This window comes from Umezawaea sp. Da 62-37, from assembly GCF_032460545.1.
GTDB lineage: Bacteria > Actinomycetota > Actinomycetes > Mycobacteriales > Pseudonocardiaceae > Umezawaea.
In genome coordinates, this window is the sequence record NZ_CP135965.1 from 11,050,028 (window position 1) to 11,068,934 (window position 18,907).

General features: G+C 72.6%; 16 protein-coding genes. 7 read left to right on the forward strand and 9 right to left on the reverse strand.

Features of this window, described 5'->3' with window-relative positions; genetic code table 11:
• Nucleotides 1-37 precede the first annotated feature (37 nt).
• Nucleotides 38-496 (forward strand): DUF4395 domain-containing protein, encoded by a 459-nt coding sequence (locus RM788_RS49760; protein WP_315928566.1) that lies wholly within the window; start codon nucleotides 38-40, stop codon nucleotides 494-496.
• Between the two features lie 53 nt (nucleotides 497-549).
• On the opposite strand, the gene RM788_RS49765 is transcribed toward RM788_RS49760, so the two are convergent.
• Complete coding sequence (locus RM788_RS49765) at nucleotides 550-2,238, reverse strand: carbohydrate-binding module family 20 domain-containing protein (protein WP_315928568.1); 1,689 nt, start codon at nucleotides 2,236-2,238, stop codon at nucleotides 550-552.
• A 204-nt stretch (nucleotides 2,239-2,442) separates the two neighbouring features.
• Here RM788_RS49765 and RM788_RS49770 point away from each other — a divergent pair, with 204 nt between their 5' ends.
• Nucleotides 2,443-3,435, forward strand: a complete 993-nt coding sequence (locus RM788_RS49770) for a LacI family DNA-binding transcriptional regulator (protein WP_315928570.1) — start codon at nucleotides 2,443-2,445, stop codon at nucleotides 3,433-3,435.
• An 85-nt stretch (nucleotides 3,436-3,520) separates the two neighbouring features.
• On the forward strand, nucleotides 3,521-4,726 hold the full coding sequence (locus tag RM788_RS49775) for an MFS transporter (RefSeq protein WP_315928572.1): 1,206 nt from the start codon (nucleotides 3,521-3,523) through the stop codon (nucleotides 4,724-4,726).
• Here the strand turns inward: RM788_RS49775 and RM788_RS49780 are convergent.
• Nucleotides 4,690-5,619 carry an NADP-dependent oxidoreductase gene (locus RM788_RS49780; protein WP_315928574.1) on the reverse strand — a complete coding sequence of 310 codons (930 nt, stop codon included), beginning with the start codon at nucleotides 5,617-5,619 and terminating at the stop codon, nucleotides 4,690-4,692. The two genes, RM788_RS49775 and RM788_RS49780, sit on opposite strands and share 37 nt — an antisense overlap.
• Nucleotides 5,620-5,734: 115 nt before the next feature.
• Between RM788_RS49780 and RM788_RS49785 the strand changes: the two genes are divergently transcribed.
• Nucleotides 5,735-6,370 carry a TetR/AcrR family transcriptional regulator gene (locus RM788_RS49785; RefSeq protein ID WP_315928576.1) on the forward strand — a complete coding sequence of 212 codons (636 nt, stop codon included), beginning with the start codon at nucleotides 5,735-5,737 and terminating at the stop codon, nucleotides 6,368-6,370.
• Here the strand turns inward: RM788_RS49785 and RM788_RS49790 are convergent.
• Nucleotides 6,293-7,249: a phytoene/squalene synthase family protein gene (locus RM788_RS49790; RefSeq protein WP_315928578.1), complete on the reverse strand. Its 957-nt coding sequence runs from the start codon at nucleotides 7,247-7,249 to the stop codon at nucleotides 6,293-6,295. The two genes, RM788_RS49785 and RM788_RS49790, sit on opposite strands and share 78 nt — an antisense overlap.
• 147 nt (nucleotides 7,250-7,396) lie before the next feature.
• Entirely contained in the window at nucleotides 7,397-9,106 is a 1,710-nt protein-coding gene (locus tag RM788_RS49795; protein WP_315928580.1) for a hypothetical protein, read from the reverse strand.
• A gap of 220 nt (nucleotides 9,107-9,326) precedes the next feature.
• Here RM788_RS49795 and RM788_RS49800 point away from each other — a divergent pair, with 220 nt between their 5' ends.
• Both RM788_RS49800 and RM788_RS49805 read left to right on the forward strand, forming a co-directional pair.
• Nucleotides 9,327-10,091: an ABC transporter ATP-binding protein gene (locus RM788_RS49800; RefSeq protein WP_315928582.1), complete on the forward strand. Its 765-nt coding sequence runs from the start codon at nucleotides 9,327-9,329 to the stop codon at nucleotides 10,089-10,091.
• Nucleotides 10,092-10,093: 2 nt separating this feature from the next.
• Nucleotides 10,094-12,553, forward strand: a complete 2,460-nt coding sequence (locus RM788_RS49805; RefSeq protein WP_315928584.1) for an ABC transporter permease — start codon at nucleotides 10,094-10,096, stop codon at nucleotides 12,551-12,553.
• 149 nt (nucleotides 12,554-12,702) lie between these two features.
• Here the strand turns inward: RM788_RS49805 and RM788_RS49810 are convergent, their stop codons facing one another.
• From RM788_RS49810 to RM788_RS49820, 3 genes are read right to left on the reverse strand one after another with little or no spacing between them, the layout of a single operon-like run.
• A complete protein-coding gene (locus tag RM788_RS49810; RefSeq protein WP_315928586.1) occupies nucleotides 12,703-13,695 on the reverse strand; it encodes an NmrA family NAD(P)-binding protein in 993 nt (330 codons plus the stop codon).
• Entirely contained in the window at nucleotides 13,692-14,546 is an 855-nt protein-coding gene (locus tag RM788_RS49815; protein ID WP_315928588.1) for a polysaccharide deacetylase family protein, read from the reverse strand. Before RM788_RS49815 ends, RM788_RS49810 begins: the two co-directional genes overlap by 4 nt.
• Nucleotides 14,547-14,564: 18 nt before the next feature.
• Nucleotides 14,565-16,010 (reverse strand): aldehyde dehydrogenase, encoded by a 1,446-nt coding sequence (locus RM788_RS49820; protein ID WP_315928590.1) that lies wholly within the window; start codon nucleotides 16,008-16,010, stop codon nucleotides 14,565-14,567.
• 70 nt (nucleotides 16,011-16,080) lie between these two features.
• Between RM788_RS49820 and RM788_RS49825 the strand changes: the two genes are divergently transcribed.
• Nucleotides 16,081-17,073, forward strand: coding sequence for a GlxA family transcriptional regulator (locus RM788_RS49825; RefSeq protein WP_315928592.1), 993 nt, complete (start codon nucleotides 16,081-16,083; stop codon nucleotides 17,071-17,073).
• 135 nt (nucleotides 17,074-17,208) lie between these two features.
• Here the strand turns inward: RM788_RS49825 and RM788_RS49830 are convergent, their stop codons facing one another.
• The gene (locus RM788_RS49830; protein ID WP_315928594.1) at nucleotides 17,209-18,306 is read right to left on the reverse strand and encodes an NAD(P)/FAD-dependent oxidoreductase; all 1,098 of its coding nucleotides are present in this window, start codon (nucleotides 18,304-18,306) and stop codon (nucleotides 17,209-17,211) included.
• A 98-nt stretch (nucleotides 18,307-18,404) separates the two neighbouring features.
• Nucleotides 18,405-18,872 (reverse strand): MarR family winged helix-turn-helix transcriptional regulator, encoded by a 468-nt coding sequence (locus RM788_RS49835; protein WP_315928596.1) that lies wholly within the window; start codon nucleotides 18,870-18,872, stop codon nucleotides 18,405-18,407.
• Between the last annotated feature and the right edge of the window lie 35 nt (nucleotides 18,873-18,907).

Below are 18,907 nucleotides of genomic sequence, written 5' to 3' on the forward strand. Positions count from 1 at the left end.
CTTGACCCACCCCCACCGACCACGGTCTCTTGATCACATGGTCGACCACCCAACGCACCGACCCGACGACGCAGGCCGGCGCGTCGACCCCAGGGGAGTCCGGTTCTCCGCGGCGATGACAAGCGCAGTCCTCGCCCTCGGCCTGGCAACCGAAAGCCCGCGCGTTCTCCTCGCACAAGCCATCATCTTCGGCGCCTGCGCAGCGTTCGGCCTCCGCGCCAACCCGTACGGCGTCGCCTACCGCCGAACCGTGCAACCACGCCTCTCAACGCCCCGAGCTTGGACCGCCGAAGCCCCTCTGCGCTTCGCACAGGGAATCGGCTGCGCCTTCGCCTCCGCAGGTGCCCTCGGATACGCGATCGGCTTCACCACCCTGGGAGCACTGGCCACCGGATGCGCTCTGGCCGCCGCACTCCTCAACGCCGTCTTCGGCGTATGCGTGGCCTGCTACTGCTATCCCGCACTCGCACGCATCAGACACGTCCTGACCGCCTGAAGCCCAGGGGCCGCACCGCCACCCGCAGGGCGACGGCACGGCCACCACACCCCCTAGTTCCGCCAGGTGTCGTTCAACGTGGCAGGCGAGGTAGAGGTGCGATTCGCACCGCTCTCCCACGTCACCGTGCCGTTCGACTCCTTGCGGAGGTACTTGTACTGGAACGCCGTGCCGCTGGGCAGCGACACCGAGGCCTTCCACACCGGGTAGGTCGCCGACGACAGCGGGATCGCGGCCGCCGGGTTCCAGGAGCCCAGTGCGGCGTTGTCCCCGACGACGAAGACGTTCTGCCCGGTGGTGGTCGTGGCGTTCACCGCGAACGCGGCCGCCGCGGTGCCGGGGTTGGTGCCCCCGCCGCCGGTGGCGCCCACGTGCAGGGCGATCGCCTCGCCCGCGCCGACCGTCGCGGTGAACTGGCCGTTGGAGCCGACGGTGTAGGACACCGCGCAGCCGTCGCGCTGCACGTCGCAGTAGTTCCCCGCGGGCAGCGAGGTCTGGAACGCGCGGGTGAGCGCCGACGTCTCCTTGTTGATCGCGACGAACCCCTTGGCGCCGCGGCTGAACGCGATCGCGTTGTTGCCGTTGTCCCACCAGTTCGTCACGGCCGTGCCCGCCACCGCGTTGCGGAAGCCGACCATGTTCGCGATCTGCGGCCACTTGTGCTGGCACTTCCAGCCGTTGGAGTAGCACGCGGCCGCGCCGGGCGCGCCCGCGTCGTTGTTGGAGAACTCGTAGCCCGAGTACACCTGCGGTGCGCCGTAGGGCCACGCCAGCATGAACACGTTGGCCAGCGTGTAGGTCGAACCGTCCTTGTAGGACAGCGTCGACCCGTTGCGCTCGGTGTCCCAGTTGTCCACGAACGACCGCGCCTGGTTGCTGGGCAGGTAGCCCCACGACTGGCCGAAGTTGCTCAGGTAGGACAGCTTCTCGCTGCCGAAGACGCGCTTGACGTCGGTGGCGTAGCGGAACTCGTCCACGTCACCCGTGCCGGTGTACTCGGTGGGCTGCACGGCCTCGCCCGCGCCGTAGATGACCTCCTGGACCCAGAACGCGCCGGTGTTGCTCAGCTTGGACTTGATCGCGGACAGGTCGGCGGCCGCGATGTGCTTGGCGCCGTCGACCCGGAAGCCGTCGACCCCCATGGAGATCAGGTTGCTCAGGTACGCGGCGATCGTCGTGCGCACGTAGTCGCTGCCGGTGTTCAGGTCCGAGAGGCCGACGAGTTCGCAGGTCTGCACGTTGTCGCGGTTGCGGTAGTCGCTGATGCTGGTGCGGCAGGAGTGGAAGTCCTGGTCGCCGTAGTAGCCGGGGTAGTTGTACTTCGTGTAGTTGGTGCCACCGGTCCCGGTGCCGGAGCCCGCGGACATGTGGTTGATCACGGCGTCGGCGACGACCTTGACGCCGGCCGCGTGGCAGGTGCCGACCATGTTGCGGAACTGCGCCTCGGTGCCGAGCCGGCCGGCGATCCGGTAGCTGACGGGCTGGTAGGACGTCCACCACTGGGAGCCCTGGATGTGCTCGGTGGCGGGCGAGACCTCGACGAAGCCGTAGCCCTTCGGGCCCAGGACGGTGGTGCACTCGGTCGCCACGCGGTCGAACGACCACTGGAACAGGGTCGCGGTGACGTCCTTGGAACCGGGAGGGGTGGCGGTGGCGGGGGCCGGTGAGGTCAGGGGGCTCACCAGCAGGGCGGTCACGAGCGCTGTTGTCGCCAACAGCGCCCTTCGTTTCGCGGGGACCACGTTGTCTCCTCTTTCGCAGGGTGTGCTCCTCGTCATACCACTTGCCGAAGTTGCTGAAAACGTCTGCAACACCTTTCACGCACTTCGGTCGCACCGGTTCGGCGAAGCGGACCAACGGGCGGCCGCGTGGCGACCGAAGGCATCGGGCGTCCCGGTGCGGGACGTGACGACCGGAGGGCTCACCCGCCCGTAGAGTCACCCGGTGTGACAGCTCGGCTCAGTGACATCGCGACCCAGGCAGGCGTCAGCGAGGCGACCGTCAGCCGGGTGGTCAACGGCAAGGCGGGCGTCTCGCCGTCGACCAGGCAGGCCGTCGTCGCGGCGATGGACATCCTCGGCTACGAACGGCCCCCCAGGCTGCGGCAGCGCAGCCAGGGGCTGATCGGCCTGATCATCCCCGAGCTGACCAACCCGATCTTCCCGGTGTTCGCCCAGGTCATCGAGCGGGTGCTCACCAGGGACGGCTTCACGCCCGTGCTCTGCACCCAGACCCCCGGCGGCTCGTCGGAGGACCAGTTGACCGAACTGCTCGTCGATCGCGGCGTCACCGGCATCGTGTTCGTCGCGGGTCTGCACGCCGACACCACCGCGGACATGGACCGCTACGTGAAACTGGCCGGTCGCGGGGTGCCGTTCGTGATGGTCAACGGCTACACCGACCGCGTCTCCGCACCGTTCGTGTCCGTCGACCACCGCACCGCGGCCCGCCTCGCCGTGTCGCACCTGGTGGAACTGGGTCACGAGCGGATCGGTCTCGCCGTCGGCCCCCGCCGCTACGTGCCCACGCAGCGGATGGTCGAGGGTTTCCTGCTCGCCCGGCCGAAGTCCGCCGACCTCGTCGAGCACTCGCTGTTCACGGTCGAGGGCGGGCAGGCCGCGGGCGGCGCCCTGCTGGCCAAGGGGTGCACGGCGATCGTGTGCGGCAGCGACCTGATGGCGTTCGGCGCCATCCGCGCGGCCCGGCACCGCGACCTCCGGGTTCCGCAGGACGTGTCGGTGGTGGGGTTCGACGACTCACCGCTGATCGTGTTCACCGACCCGCCGCTCACCACCCTGCGCCAGCCCGTCGACGCCATGGGCCAGGCCGCCGTGCACGCGCTGCTGGAGGAGATCGGCGGCACCCCGGCACCGCACGCCGAGTTCGTGTTCCAACCGGAACTGGTGGTCCGGGGCTCCACCGCCGCGCGTCGCGGGTGAGTTGCGCCACGACGACAAGTCCATTCGGGACAGTCCGCCGACCGGTGTCGTAGCGTCCACCTCGCGACACGGGTCGGGAGGGCACATGCACCAGCGGAGCAACCGCGGGCTCACGCTCGTCCTGGCCGTGGCGTGCGGGCTGACCGTGGCGAACCTGTACTACTCGCAGCCGCTGCTCGACCTCATCGCGGGTTCGTTCGGCGTCAGCCAGGGCGCGGCCACGGTGGTCGTGACGCTGACCCAGGTCGGGTACGTGATCGGCCTGCTGTTCCTGCTGCCACTGGGCGACCTGCTGGAAAGCCGCACGCTCGCCACCCGCACGCTGGTGGCGACGGCGGTCGCGCTGCTGCTCACGGCGGTCTCGCCGGTGTTCGGCCTGTTCCTCGCGGTGTCGGTGCTGGTCGGCATCACCTCGGTGGTGGCGCAGGTGCTCGTGCCGCTCGCGGCCGACCTGGCCCCTCCCGAGCAGCGCGGCCGGTCGGTCGGGCGGGTGATGAGCGGTCTGGTGCTGGGCATCCTGCTCGCCCGCACGGTGTCCAGCCTGGTCGCGGACCTGCTGGGGTGGCGGGCGATCTACTTCATCTCGGCGGCGCTCATGCTCGTGCTGGCCGTCGTCCTGAGGTGGGTGGTCCCGGAGCGCCCACCCGGCCACACCGCCGGCTACCGCTCGCTGCTCGCGAGCATGGCGGCACTCGTCCGCGAGGAGCCGGTACTGCGGCGCCGGGCGCTGTGCCAGGCGACGATGTTCGGCGCGTTCACCGCGTTCTGGACGGCCATCGCCTACGAGCTGATCGACGAGCACGGCTTCAGCCAGGGGCAGATCGCGGTGTTCGCGCTGATCGGCGCGGGTGGCGCGGTCGCCGCCCCGCTGGGCGGTCGGTTCGCCGACCGGGGCCGCGGCCGCGCGCTCAGCGGCGTGATGCTGCTGCTCAGCTCGGTCACGCTGCTCGCGGCCGGGATCGGGCACCGCAGCGTGGTGCTGCTCGCGGTCGCCGGGGTGCTGCTCGACTTCGCCGTGCAGTGCCACCAGGTCCTGGGTCAGCACGTGGTGTTCGCCCTGCGCCCCGGCGCCCGCGCCCGCGTCAACACCGTCTACATGACCACGATCTTCGTCGGCGGCGCCCTGTCGTCCGCGATCACCGGTGTGGTGCACGAGGCGTACGGCTGGACCGGGGTGTGCGCGTTCGGCGCCGTCCTGCCGCTGATCGGCCTGGCGCTGTGGGCGCGTGGCGAGTGGATCGCGAAGCGCGCCGATCAGGGCACGGTGAGCACGATCTTGCCGCGGGCGTGACCGGAGGCGCTCATCTCGTGCGCCTCGGCACCGCGGGCCAGCGGCAGGACGGCGTGCAGCGGCACGGTGAACCGGCCCTCGGTCGCCAGCGCCGCCGCCGCGGCCAGGCCGGCGTAGGCGGGGACGTCCCCGCCGGGGCCGGTGTGCGAGAGCGCGACGCCCAGCCGGGGCGCGGAGAAGTCCGAGATCGTCACGACGTGGTCCGGGGTCCCGGCGATGGCGACCAGGTCGGGCAGCGACCCGGAGCCCGCGATGTCGAGCACCGCGTCCACGCCGCCGGGCGCGAGGGCGGCGACCCGGTCGGCCAGCCCGGTTCCGTACGCGGTCGGGACGGCGCCCAGCCCGGCGAGGAACGCGTGGTTGCGCTCGCTCGCCGTGCCGATGACGGTGGCGCCGCGCGCGACCGCGAGCTGCACGGCCACCGTGCCGACACCTCCGGCCGCGCCCTCGACCAGCAGCGTCGTGCCCGCGGTGACACCGAGGCGGTCCAGGGTCCTGGTGGCGGTCTCGACGCTGGTCGCCGCGCCGCCCGCCTCCTCCCAGCTCAACGCGTCCGGCTTGGCCGCCCACGCCTTGAGCACGGCGAACTCGGCGGCCGCTCCGCCCAGCCGGGCGATGTCGACCAGCCCGAAGACGGCGTCGCCGACCGCGACACCGGCCACGCCCCCGCCGATCTCGTCGACGACACCGGAGGCGTCCACACCGGGGATGTGCGGCCACGCCAGGGGCGGGCGGCCCTCGGGCAGCCCCGAGCGGACCTTCGCGTCGACCGGGGTGACACCCGCCGCGCGGACCGCCACGCGGATCTCGCCGGGGCCCGCGTGCGGTTCGACGGCCTCGCCCACGGACAGCACACCGGGCGGACCGAACTCCGAGTACTGCAATGCGAACACGCCGACACCTCTCCGACAACGGGGAATGGACGGGAATGACCCGACGCTAACATCGGACGGGAGCCGTGATGCCGGACGAGTGGAAGTGGGGAAGATGAGCGTCGATCCTTCTCGGATGTCTACCGGGGTCGTTCCGGCGGAATTGCGCGTGGACGCGCGGAACAACCGGGACCGCATCCTCGAAGTGGCGCGCGCGACGTTCGCCGAATCGGGGCTGGACGTGCCGATGAAGGTGATCGCCCGGCGTTCCGGAGTGGCCGTCGCGACCCTCTACCGCCGGTTCCCGACCAAGCAATCCCTGATGGCGGCCGCGTTCGACGAGCAGGTGGCCGCGTGCGCGGCGGTCATCGACGAGGCGCTGGCCGAGCCGGACGCGTGGCGCGGATTCACGCTGGTGGTCGAGAAGGCGTGCGCGATGCACGTCCTGTTCGGCGGATTCACCGCCGAGTTCCTCGCCGCGTTCCCGAAAGCGGCGGATTTCCGGGGAGAGCGCGAGCACAACGTGCGGGGATTCGCCGAAATCGTCCGGCGGGCGAAGGCGGGCGGACGGCTGCGCGCCGATTTCACGCCCGACGACCTCAAGCTCCTGCTCATGGCCAACGGCGGCATCACCGCGGCATCGCCCGAAGCGGCACGGGCGTCGTCCCGCCGACTGGTGGCCCTGCTGCTGCGCTCACTGCGGGCCGACCCGGCTGACCCACCCGCCGAACTGCCGTTCGCCACCCCGCTGGAGCTCTACCCCGTCACCTGACCCGGCCACGCGTCGGCGCACCGCGGCCAGCCCGACCCGCCGCAGCAGGCGCAGCCGGGGCAGGCGCACGCCGCGCCGCAGCGCGCCGCCGCCCAGCCGGTCGAGCGCGTCGAAGTAGGTGTTGTGCACCTCGATGCCCGCGGCCACGAACGTGCGGGCGCGCGCCGGCAGGTCGTCGACGACCACGGCGGCCTCCCGTTGCAGCGCCCTCACCCGGTCGACCTGGAACCGCACCAGGGCGTCGAGCGCGGCGCTCGCCCCTTCGCCGGTCAGCTCCGGGTGGGTCAGCTCCCGGCGGGTCACCCCGAACCGCTCCAGGTCCTCCACCGGCAGGTACACCCGCCCCGCGGGCAGGTCGACCGAGAGGTCGCGCAGGACGTCGACGAACTGGAACACCTCGCCCAGCAGCGAGATCAGCCGGTCGCGCTCGTCATCGGCCCTCATCAGCAGCCTCATGCCCAGCACCGCCGGCACGCCGCCGACCCCCGCCGTGAACCGCCGCAGGTCCGCGAACGTCGCGAACTCGACGGCGCCGGTGTTGTCGTCGCGGGTCGCGGCGAGGAACCGCTCGAACAGGTCGATCTCCAGACCGTGCACGCCCGCGGTGTGCACGAGGGCCGCGCGCAGCGGGTGCTCGCTGTGCCCGGCGCGCAACTCGGCCAGGCTCGCCTCCGACCACCGCGCGAACGCCCGCCTGCGCAGCTCCGGGTCGCCGTCGTCGGCCACGGTGTCGCTGACGGTGAAGAACGCGTAGAGCGCGTGCGCGTGCGGCCGGGCGGACGGCGGCAGGAACAGGCGCGTCGCCAGGTAGGTCGAGCGGTCGGTCATCGCGTGCACCCGGCGGCACAGCCGGTAGGACGCGCCCGTGGCCCCGCTCATCGGAGGACGGCCGGGTCGACCGCCGCGCCCGTGCCGAACCGGATCCGGGGGATCGTCCGCTTGTCCACGGCCGCAACCTAGTCCGGATCGGCGCGCGGGCGACCCCGACGCGCGTGCCGTGCCCGGAAATCCAGCCGTTGGTGGACTTCAGCGCACCCCGTCGAGCAGCGCGATGCCGGGGTTGCAGTCGCCCGCCACCACCCGCCTCCCGCCGGTGGTCGGTTCCACCAGCAGGAAGGCCGTCACCGGCAGCTCCTGGAGGGACTTCGGCTCCACCGCGTACTCGTAGACCCGCGAGGTCGTCTCGCTGTGGCTGTACATGTCGGATTCGGACTTGCTGACGGTGTCCGACGTGGACGTGGTGAGCGCCGTGGTCGCGCTCCACCGGTCGACGGCGCCGGGTGCCCCGCCCGGCCACACCACGCGGACGGGCCACTCCGTCTGGCCCGCCGTGTGCGCCACCCCTCGGGTGATCGTCCGGCCGACCTCGTCGGTCAGCCGGTCGCGCACGAACCGGTGCTCGCGGCCGATGAAGTCGGCCGCGCGGACCGCGTCCGCCGCCGTGCCCGGCCGCATGATGATCGTGGCGTCGGAGGAGTCGCCGAGCAGGGACTCGGAGGCCTCGTCCAACCGCCGTGACAGCAGCACCAGGGTCATCCCGGACCGCTGCGCCTGCCGGGTGGCCGCCCGCAGCGACCGCGCCCCGAACGCCTCCACCCCGGCGACCACGAGCAGGTCGGGACGACGGTGGCGCAGGTCCCGCAGCAGCCGGTGGAACACGACGCCGTCGAGCAGTTCCTTGCGGTCGGAGTTCCCGTCGCCGGTCGCCAGCACGCTCAACCCGGTGTCGCGCCACAGGACCGCGGTCGCCTCCGCGTCCGGCGCGTCGGCCGGGGACATCAGGTCGAGCAGCCCGGCCAGCCGCGCGAGCCTGGTCCGCGCCTGTTCACCCGCGCCCACCACGGCGACCGCGGCCGTGAGCCGCGCCGACTCCTCCGCCGACAGCGGGCGGCCGGGTTCGCCCGCCAGCACCCGCAGGCCCGCGGCCACCCGGTCGAAGGTCGTCGGTCCGTCCAGCGCTTCCAGCACGACGGTGAGCAGCCGCAGGTGCAGCACCCGTTGCTCCAGGGGGTCGGCTGAGCGGTCCAGTTCGGACACCGCGTTCGCCAGCAGTTCGGCCGTCTCCTCCACCGAAAGCCCACCGAGGAGGTTGTGCCGCGCGGCGTCCAGCACCGGGGTCCCGTGCTGCCCGGCCAGGTGCGCCAGTTCGGCGGCCACGCCCTCCTCGGTGAAGTCGGCGATCGCGACGACGCCGCCGCGCCCGAGGTAGGAGCTGCCCACCGTGGTCACCAGGCCCGCCCAGCAGTCCCGCGGCGTCCCGCCGAACACGAAGACCCGCCGCGGGCTCCCCACCGCCAGCGTCCGCCACGACCCCGCCGCCTCCACCCTGCGGCGTTCGTCCTCGTCGTGCGCGGTGAGCCGGTCCTCCCATGCGCGCCGTGCCGCGTCGAACCGGTCCCGCGCCACCCGCCGCCGCAAACGCGTCCACCACACCGGCGACCACGCCAGCAGGCCCACGAACCCCAGCAGCACCAGGAAGAACAGGCCGAACCCGATCAGCACGTACGGGTAGGCGTTGTTGACGTACAGGAAGCCGAGCGCCAGGGCTGCGAGGCCGAGCACGCCCTTCGCGAGGAAGCCGCTGACCGTCCGGATCCCAGTCCCGAGCACTTCCGGCGGCTCGAACCACTCGGGCGGGGTGTCCGCGTCCGGGTGCGGCCGCACGTCCTGGGACACGGGCTCCCAGCCCCACCGCTCCACGGGGACGAACAGGGCGTCGGCCAACCGTCGATCCACAGCGCCTCCAGCGGAATCCGACGTGACCGGGGATCCCGCCACGACAGCCCCGGCAATCTACTGAACCCGGCGCCCCGCGACCCCGGATCCGAAGAAGATCGTGCGGGTGGCCCACGGGGGTGGAGCCAGCTACACCACCAAGTGGGCAGCGGAGTGGATCGTTCGGGCCACCGTCCGTCCATAGCGTTCTGGTCGTACCCGACGACCGAGGACGTGACCCATGCACACCGACACCCGCGACCCAGTGATCGCACCGCCCGACATCGCAGTCCGCCTGGAGGGCGTGTCCAAGGTGTACGACGCGGGCGCGGCGCCCGTGACCGCGCTGCGCGACATCACGCTCGCCATCCCCGCGCGCTCGTTCACCGCCGTCATGGGGCCGTCCGGCTCCGGCAAGAGCACGCTGCTCCAGTGCGCGGCGGGGCTCGACCGGCCGAGCGCGGGCCGGATCAGCCTGGGCGGCACGGACATCTCCGAGCTGAAGGCCAAGGCCCTCACCGTGTTCCGGCGCGACCACATCGGGTTCGTGTTCCAGGCCTACAACCTGCTGCCGCACCTGACGGTGGCGCGCAACATCACGCTGCCGCTGCTGCTCGGCGGGCACGCGGTCGACAAGGCGTGGTTCGACCACGTCGTCGCGGCCGTCGGCCTGGCCGACCTGACCGGGCGCAGCCCGCTGGAGCTGTCCGGCGGGCAGCAGCAGCGCGCGGCCATCGCCAGGGCGCTGATCACCAAGCCGGACGCGGTGTTCGGCGACGAGCCGACCGGCGCGCTCGACTCGCGGACCGGTCGCCAGGTGCTCGAACTCCTGCGCCACACCGCGACGCACCTGCGGCAGACCGTGGTGATGGTGACGCACGACCCGGTCGCCGCGTCCTACGCCGACCGCGTGCTGTTCCTCGCCGACGGCAGGCTGGTCGGCTCGTTGGAGCGGCCCACCGCGCAGGGCGTCGTCGACCGCATGTCGAGCCTGGGGGAGTGGTGACCATGTGGGGACTCGCGTTCGCCTCCATCCGGCACAACCGCGGCGGGTTCGCCGGGGTGTTCGTCGCCGTGTTCTTCGCCGCCACCCTGATCACCGGGCTCGGCGTGCTGCTGGAGTCCGGCATCCGCGGCGGTGTCGAGCCGCAGCGCTACCTCGCGGCCGAGGTCGTCGTGGGCGGGCAGCAGGCGCTGCCCGTTCCCGGCGACGTGGCCGAGCCGTTCACCGAACGGGTCACGCTGCCCGCCGACGTGGTCGGCGAGATCGGCGCCGTGGCCGGTGTGCGCCAGGCCGTCGGCGACGTGACCGTGCCGATGACGACCGAGGCCCACGCCCCCGTCGAGGTGCACGGCTGGAGTTCGGCCGCCCTCACCCCGTACTCGCTCACGGCGGGCGCGCTGCCCGCCCGTGACGGCGAGGTAGTGGTGGACCCGTCGTTCGGCGTGGTGCCGGGGGCGGAGGTGCGCCTCTCCCACGGCGGTGTGCCGACCGCGTACAAGGTCGTCGGGGTCGCCTCGTCCGGTGGCGGCCGGGTGGCGACCGCGTTCCTCAGCGACCAGGCGGCCACGGCGCTGTGGCCGCACCCCGACCGCGTTGGCGCGGTGGGCGTGCTCGCCCAGCCGGGCACGGATCCGGCGACCCTCGCGACCGCGATCAGCCGCGCGGTGCCGGGTGTGGAGGTCTACACCGGCGCGGACCGCGGCGAGGTCGAATCGCTCGACTCCTTCGGCGCCCGGACCCAGTTGATGGCGCTCAGCGCGTCGTTCGCGGGTGTCGCCCTGCTCATCGCGGTGTTCGTGGTGGCCAGCACGCTGTCGCTGTCGGTCGGGCAGCGCCGCCGCGAGTTCGCCCTGCTGCGCGCCGTGGGCACGCTGCCCCGGCAGATCCACGGGATGATCGGCCGCGAGGTGCGGGTGGTCGCCGGACTCGCCGCGCTGCTCGGCGTCGCCCCCGGTTACCTGCTCGCGGGAGTGCTCGGCGACCAGTTCGCCGGAGCGGGCGTGATGCCCGAGGACTTCGGCCTCGTCCACAGCCCGTTCCCGGCGCTCGCCGCGGTCGTGCTGAGCCTGGTCACGGCCGTCGGTGCCGCCGCGGTCGCCGCCCGCCGCCCGGCGCGGATCGACCCGATCGACGCCATCCGGGAGTCCGGCGTCGAGACGCCGAAGCTGGGCAAGGGCCGCGTCGGGACCGGTGTCGTCCTGGCCGCGATCGGCCTGCTGGCCTCGCTCGCCCCGATGCTGCTGCCCGGCCTGATCGGGCTGACGGCGGTCGGTGCCGCCGCGCTGCTGCTGATCATCGCGGTGGGCCTGGTCGGACCGTGGCTCGTGGAGCGGTTCCTCGGTGTGCTCGGCCCGCTGCTGCGCGTCGGCAAGTCACCAGCCGGTGTGCTCGCCGAGGCCAGCATCCGCGGCTATTCCCGGAGGCTGTCCGCCGCCGTCGTGCCGCTGGCGCTGGCGATCACGTTCGGCAGCGTCCAGCTCTTCATGCCCACGACCATCGCCGCCGAGGCCGCGACCCAGTCCCGTGACGGCATCGTGGCCGACTACCTCGTCGCCGCACCGGGTTCCGGGCTGTCGCAGGACCTGGCCGCGGAGGTCGCTGCCGTGCCCGGCGTGACGGCGGCCGACCCGATCACCCGGTCCACCGCGCTGATCAGCACGCCCGTGTTCGACGACGAGGTCATGGTCCAGCAGTTCGCGGTCCAGGGCGTCGACCCCGGATCCCGCACCCTCGACCTCCAGGTGGAGAGGGGTTCGCTCGATCGGTTGTCCGAGCCGGACACCGTGGCGCTGAGCGCGAACGCCGCGTCCGCGATGAGCGCCGACGTGGGCGGGCGGGTCGCGTTCCACCTCGGCGACGGCACCGAGCTGACCGCCACCGTCGTCGCGGTCTACGGCCGGGGCCTCGGGTTCGGCGACCTCACCCTGTCCGCCGACGCGCTCCGCCCGCACACCACCACCGGCCTCGCGGACTACCTGCTCGTCACGTCCACCCCGGACGGTCGGGCCGGGGTCGAGCAGGCCATCGGGCAGCTGGGTCTGGCCGTCCAGGACACCACCGTGCCCGCCGGCAGCGGCGAGCGCGACACGCAGTCGTGGGTGAACCTCATCGCGCTGCTGGTGATCCTCGGCTACGTCGCCCTGTCCGTCGTCAACACCCTGGTCATGGCGACCGTCGGCAGGCGCCGCGAGTTCACCCTCCTGCGCCTGATCGGCACGACCGACCGCCAGATCCGCCGCATGACCCTCATCGAGTCCCTGGTGGCCGTGGTCATCGCCGTCGTGGTCGGCACCGTCACGGCCATCCCGCCCCTGGTCGGCTTCGCCCTCGGCGTCTCCGGCCAACCGGTCCCCACCATTTCCCCGCTCGCCTACCTGGTGATCGTCGCCGCCACCGCCGTCCTGGGCGTCGCGTCCATCAGGATCCCGACCCGAACGGCCCTGCGCGTCCTCCTGGCCCCGTGATGTGCGGAGCCGTACCGGTGGCGGGCTGCCCGGCATGCGCCCGGCGACCCGCCACCCGGCGCAAGTCGGCGTCGTCCACGCCGGTCGACGTCCACGGCGCCACCCTGAAGCCGTGGCGGATCAGGCTTCCCGCGTCCTGATCCCCGCACTCAGGCCAGGCGCACGGGGAACCGCTGGACGTCCTGCTCGGTGCCGTCCCAGCCGGACACGCGCACCCAGTCCTCGAACCGCAGGAGGCCCGGATGCGCGTCCCGCAGGGCGGGCAGGTCCCGGTCGAGCCCGACGACGTCGCGAGCCTGGAAGAACTCGAACATGGCCGCCAGGTCGTGCCCGAAGTCCGGGATGGACGAGCGGACCACGTCGAGCGGGACCGGGACGTAGGCCGCGGGGATGCCGGTGACCCGTTCGAACGCGGCCGCGATCTCCTCGCCGGTCAGGCTGTCCGCGGCCACGGCGAGGTCCCGCGAGCCCCACGTCTGCCACCGTTCGAAGGCGTCGACGGCGAACCAGGCGATGTCGTCCAGCCCGATCAGGGGGTACCTGCCCTCGCCCAGCGGGATCCGGAACACCAGGCCGTCGCGGCCGTCGGGCAGTTCGCCGCGCTGCGGGGCGAGCCGGAGCTGGAAGTTCTCGAAGTAGGGGGCCGTGGTCAGGACGGAGACGTGCCGCGAGTACCAGCCGTCGGCCTCCTTCCGCATCATCTCGTCCGACCGCCGCAGCCCGATGTGCGCCGCGACCGCGGCCTTGCTGTCGTAGTGCGGCACCGGGACCGTCCCGCCGGTGAGCTGCACGGCCGAATCGAGGGACGACCAGACGAAGCGGTCGACCCGCGCGGCCCGCGCCGCTTCGAGCAGCGCGACCCCCTGGTCGTACTCGCCGGTCACGGAGCCGGTGGAGAAGAAGTCGGTGTTGCAGAAGACGCGGTCGACGGACTCCATGACGGTCCGGACGCCCGCGATGTCGTTGACGTCCCCGCGCACCATCCGGACGCGGCCGCCACCGATGTCGAGCAGTCGCCGGGCCTGGTGGGAACCGGGGTCGCGGGTGAGGACGTGGACGGCGTCGGAGGTGGCGTCCAGCAGGCGGAGCACGACCCTGCCGCCCATCGCTCCGGTGCCGCCGATGACGAGGACTTCGCTCATGGTGGGGTGCGGTTCCCTTCGTGTTGCCGAGCGGTCGCGAGCACGTGCTCGGCGATCCGCTGGTGGGTGGTGACCCGGACGTCGTCGCCCGCGAGGCGGATCGACGTGAGGATCTGGTCGAACATGGAGGACAGGAGGGGCCTTCCCCCCACGTGCGCGTGCACGGTGAGGTTGAGGATTCCCGTGCCGGGGGCTTCGAGCAGGTGCCGCAGCAGGTCCTGGTGGACGTCGCGGTAGGTCCGGGGACCCGCCGCCGCCCCGCGGACGTCGCTGAAGTCGCTGTGCATGATCGCCACGAGCGGTCCGTACGCCGTGGGGAGCACGTAGGGCAGCTCGCGGTCGTTGAAGTCGCCCGACCACGTGAAACCCGCCTGTGCCAACAGGTCCGCGGTCCGCGCCGAACTCGTGGCACGGGGGCTCATCCAGCCGGTGGGGCGGTGCCCGGTCACGTCGTGGAGGAGGTCGACCGACCGCGCGATGTTCGCCCGCTCCTCGTCGGCGTCGAGCAGCGCGGGCACGACGTCCTGCGCGTAGGAGTGGGCGGCGATCTCGTGCCCTGCCTGGGAAATGGCGTGCACCGCGGCCGGGAACCGTTCGGCCACCAGGCCGTTGACGCCGAAGGTCGCCGTCATCCCTTGCCGGTCCAGGACGTCGAGCAACCGCCACACACCCGTTTTGGCGCCGTACTCCGACCACGACGTGCTGTGCGCGTCATGCGCGCCCGGCAGCGGCCAGGCGCCCGCCATCGGCGCGTAGGACGGCCAGTGGCCCTCGGACCACAGCTCGACGGCAGCGGTGATCATGACCGCGACCTTCCGGCCGCCGGGCCACGTGAACTGGCGTGGATCCACGCGCTTCTCCTCGCCGGGTCAGAGGTAGACGGACTTGAGCTGCTGGTAGCCCGCGAGACCCTCGGGCCCCAGCTCGCGGCCGATGCCGCTCGCCTTCACCCCGCCGAACGGCGCGACGGGGTCGGTCGTGTAGTGGTTGACACCGAACGAGCCCGTGCGCACCCGGCGTGCGATCTCCAGGCCGTGCTCGGCGTCCCGCGTCCACACCGACCCGCCGAGGCCGTAATCGGAGTCGTTGGCCAGTCGGACGGCGTCGTGCTCGTCGGCGTAGGGGATGACGACGAGGACCGGGCCGAAGATCTCCTCCTGCGCGATGACCTGCCGGTTGTCGACGTCGGCGAACACCGTGGGCTCCACGTACCAGCCCCGGTCGGTGTGGGCGGGCCGACCGCCGCCGACGGTCAGCCGCGACCCCTCGGACCGGCCCTTGGCGATGTAGCCCTCCACGCGGTCGCGCTGCCGCTCGCTCGCGAGCGGACCGACGTGCGTGGCGGGGTCCAGCGGGTCGCCGACGGTCAGCGACCCCGCGAGCGTCGACACGGCGTCGACGACCTCCGCGTACCGGGCGCGCGACGCCAGGATCCGGGTGCTCGCGAAGCAGGCCTGGCCGTTGTTCAGCAGCGTGGCGGCGAAGAACTCCTGCCTGATCGCCTCGGAGTCCAGGTCGGCGTCGTCGAGCACGATCGCCGCGGACTTCCCGCCCAGTTCGAGGGAAACCGGCCGCAGCAGGCGCCCGCACACCTCCGCGATCGACCGGCCCGCCGCGCTGGAGCCGGTGAAGGCGACCTTGTCCACGCCCGGATGCCCGACCAGGTAGGCGCCCACCTCGCGGCCCGCCGGGACGACGTTGACGACGCCCGCGGGCACCCCCGCCTCGGAGGCCGCCTCCGCGAACAGCACGGCGTCGAGAGCGGTCTCGGGGGAGGGCTTGATCACCAGCGTCGCACCGGCGGCGAGAGCGGGCGCGTACTTGCCCGCGGACAGCGTCTGCGGGGCGTTCCACGGCGTGATCGCCGCGACCACGCCGACCGGCTCCCGCCGCACCAGCACCGGACGGCCCAGGAGGCCGTCGCGGTGCTCCTCGACCGGGGCGTCGGCGACCAGGTCCGCGTAGTAGCGCAGCAGCGTGCTCGGAACGGAGCCCTCAAGGCCGCGGGAGAGCGTGATCGGCATGCCGTTCTCGCTGCTGACCAGCCTCGCGATCTCCTCGGAGCGGGCGTCGAGCGCGTCGGCGAGGCGGCGCATCACCGCGGCCCGGTCGCGCGGTGCCCACGTCGACCAGCCGTCGGGGTCGTCGAACGCGCGCCGGGCGGCCGCGACGGCGGCGTCGACGTCGGCCTCCATCCCCTCGGGGGAGGTGCCGAGCACCTCCTCCGTGCTCGCGCCGATGACGGTGAAGCGGTGCGCCGAACTCGGCGGGACCCACTCGCCGCCGATGTAGAACATGTCGTGATCGAGTGCCATGCGTCCACCCTGGCGGGCGCGGGACGACGGCGTAATTGACCTGGAAGACAACCTTGATGACAATCGGGCCATGCCGCATCGCGTGACCGTCCTGGCGCTGGACGGCGTCAAACCGTTCGACCTCGGGATCCCCGCCCAGGTGCTCGGGCACGCCTTCGACGCGGCCGACGAGCCGTTGTACGAGGTCACGACCTGCTCGTTGGGCGGACGGCCGGTGACCACCAACCAGGACTTCACCATCGCCGTCCGCCGCGACGAGTCGGCGCTGTCCACGGCGGACACCGTCGTCATCGCCACCCAGGACCGCGACGCCGACCTGCCGGGACCGGGTGGGCTGGGCGACGAGCTGGCCGCGGCGCTGGCGGCCATCCCCCCGACGACCCGCGTGGTCAGCCTGTGCACGTCGGCGTTCGTGCTGGCCGCGTCCGGGATGCTCGACGGGCAGAGCGCCACGACGCACTGGGCGCTGTGCGACGAGTTCGCGCGCCGCTTCCCGCTGGTCGACGTGAACCCGAACGTGCTGTTCGTGGACAACGGCCGCGTCCTGACGTCGGCGGGCGCGGCGGCGGGCATCGACCTGTGCCTGCACCTCGTGCGCCGCGACCACGGGGCGGCGGTGGCCAACGCCACGGCCCGCCGGTGCGTGGTCGCTCCCTGGCGCGAAGGCGGGCAGGCCCAGTTCATCGACCGCCCGCTGCCCGACCACGGCGACGCCTCGACCTCCGCCACCCGGCAGTGGGCGCTCGAACGGCTCTCCGAACCGCTCACGCTCACCGACCTCGCCCGGCACGCGCGGATGAGCGTCCGCACCCTGACCCGGCGCTTCCGGGTCGAGGTGGGGCAGAGCCCGCAGCAGTGGGTGGTCCAGCGGCGGGTGGACCGCGCCCGCCAGCTGCTGGAAGCGACCGGGCTCAGCGTCGGCGAGATCGCCCGCGAGGCGGGATTCGGCGACCCCCTGCTGCTGCGCAGGCACCTGCGCACCTACGTCGGACTCACCCCGAACGCCTACCGCCAGGCCTACTCGACGACCTCACCCGGTGTCGGCGACCCGCTCGACGGGTGACGGCACGGGCCGGGTCGCCACCGCCAGGTACCGGTCGACGTAGTGCATCGCGAGCACGGCACCGGACCAGCGCGGAGACGGTGAACGCGCCGCAGGCCGTTTTGGGGGAGCCTGACCGCCCTGCCGCGGACGGGATCAGCCGCGGTCGAACCGCTCCGCGAAGCGTTCGGTGAACAGGGTCAGGCCCTTGCGCTGGGAGACCGTGTCGGCGGTCACGGCGGTGACGCCGCAGGGAAGCGGGAGCTGGCCCGTGCCTCCGCGAGGGCCGAGGGGGAGCAGGATCCCGCGGACGGGCGCCGGTGCGTAGGTGGCGGTCGGCTGTCCGCCCGCGAACTGGGCGCTGATGTTGCGGGCGATCACGTCCGCGTGCTGCATCGCGCAGCTCGCGGTCTTCGGCTCGGCGACGTCGGTGAGGTCGCCGAGCGCGTAGACGTGGTCGTACCCCACGACGTTCAGCCGTTCGGTGACCGGGACCGCCGCCCGCGCGGTGAGCGGCGTGAGCCTGCCGTCCGCGAGGTAACCGCTGTTGACGTGGATCCCGAACGCGCGGAACCAGATGTCCGCCACGATCACGTCGCCGCCGTCGGTGGTGACGGTGAACCGCCCGGCCTCGCCCGCCCCGGTCGGCGGCGGCGAGACCAGGGTGGTGCCCAGCCGCAGGTCGACCCCGAGCGCGTCGAGCTGGCGGCGCAGGTCGTCGCGCACTTCGGGGAGCAGGCCGGGCACCAACCGGTCGCTCGGGTCGACGACGACCACGTGCTTGTCCGGCCAGACGTCCTTGATCTCCCCGGCCAGTTCCACGCCGACCGCGCCCGCGCCGAGGATCAGCACGCGGTCGGCGCCGGACAGCTCCTCGTGGGTCTTGCGGAGGTCGTCCAGCGCCTCGGCGTCGCTCGTGGACGCGGGCTTCGGCTTCGCCGGGTAGGCGTAGCCGGACCCCGTGGCCAGCACGAGGTAGTCGGCGTCGACGCGGCCGCCCGAGGCGAGCGCGACGCCCTTCGGATCCACCGAGACGGCGTGGTCGCGGACCACCCGTCCGCGCTCCAGCAGGGTGTCGAACGGGAAGAAGACGTTGGCCGCCCAGTCGGGCGTCGTCAACGCCCGCAGCGACCCCGCGGCGTTGACGAACGACTCCCGCGGGTCGACGAGGACCACGTCCGCTTCGCCGTCCAGCGCTTTGGCGATCAGCGAACCGCCGTACCCGCCACCGACCACCACGACCTTGCGATTCATCCGGACGCTCCCCAAAAGACGCAGTTCGCGACGCGAACCGAACTGGTTCGTACTGCGAACTGTAGTAGTTCGTAGTACGAACTACAAGTGGGAGCGCTTCAGTTGCGGGTCGGGCCGTCCAGCTCCGGGAAGATCACCGAGACGTTGTTGTCCTCCACGACGCGGCCGAGCAGACCGGTGAGCGCGTCGAGTTCGCCCGCCGTCAACGAACTCGGCAGGTCTTCGATCCGCTGGTGGGTCTTGGCGTAGAACGCGTCCGCGACCTCGCGGCCGTGGGGCGTGAGCACGACGCGGACCGCGCGCGAGTCGTCCGGGTCCGGTTCGCGCCGGACCAGGCCGCCGCGCTCGGTGCGGTCGACGAGGCCGGTGACGCTGGACTTGGCCAGGCCCAGCACCGTTCCGAGCTCGCCCATTCCGAACGGTTGCGCGCGCAGGACGCACAGCAACTGTCCCTGCTGGGGCGTGACGCCGAATTCGCGACCCGACTCGGCATAAGCCGCGTTCACCAGGAACGCGGACCTGATCAGAGCGGTCGTGAATCCCATTCGGCCCTTTTTCGCGCTCACGCGGCCAGCTTACCGGCGGCCGGACCCGGCCCTTG